Origin of the sequence: Tsukamurella asaccharolytica (assembly GCF_007858435.1) — a bacterium.
Lineage (GTDB): Bacteria > Actinomycetota > Actinomycetes > Mycobacteriales > Mycobacteriaceae > Tsukamurella > Tsukamurella asaccharolytica.
The window spans coordinates 1-557 of the sequence record NZ_VIGW01000066.1; the positions used below are offsets into that span (position 1 = coordinate 1).

The 557-nt window shown below is 44.5% G+C and carries 1 protein-coding gene; it reads right to left on the reverse strand.

Annotated elements, in window-relative coordinates:
- Positions 1-557, reverse strand: a 557-nt coding sequence (locus FK529_RS20960) for a pyridoxal-phosphate dependent enzyme (protein ID WP_146564365.1), incomplete at both ends; no start/stop codon positions are given.

The window sequence follows — 557 nt, forward strand, 5'->3', positions numbered from 1 at the left end:
TTTTGAAAACTACCGGGAGATTCAGGGATTTTTACGGCAATAAGCGCCTCATTTCTTTCCCCTAACTCTGCTCTCTCTGCGACATATCGAAGTCGATCAAAGTTGATATTTGCACCGCTGAGGATGCCGGCAACATTTTTAAAACCTGCGTTTGGATGTGCTTGAAGATATTTTTTAATGCCGGCAACGCTCAGAGCACCTGATGGTTCGCTGAGTGCTCTTGTATTGTTGAAGATATCTTTCATTGCAGCACAGAGCTCATCTGTCGAAACCGTTATAATCTCATCGACATATTTTTGACATAGTTCGAAGGTCTTTTCGCCAACGAGTTTAACGGCAGTTCCATCGGCAAATGTTCCTACTTGTGGAAGATTGATACGCTCACCACTTTCGAGCGAAACCTTCATCGAGGCAGATTCTTCAGGTTCTACGCCAATAATTTTACAATTGGGAGCGATAAATTTGACATAAGCCGCTACACCGGCAATTAAACCGCCACCTCCCACCGGGATAAAGAGCGCATCAAGATCGGGTTTCTGATCGAGCATCTCTTTACC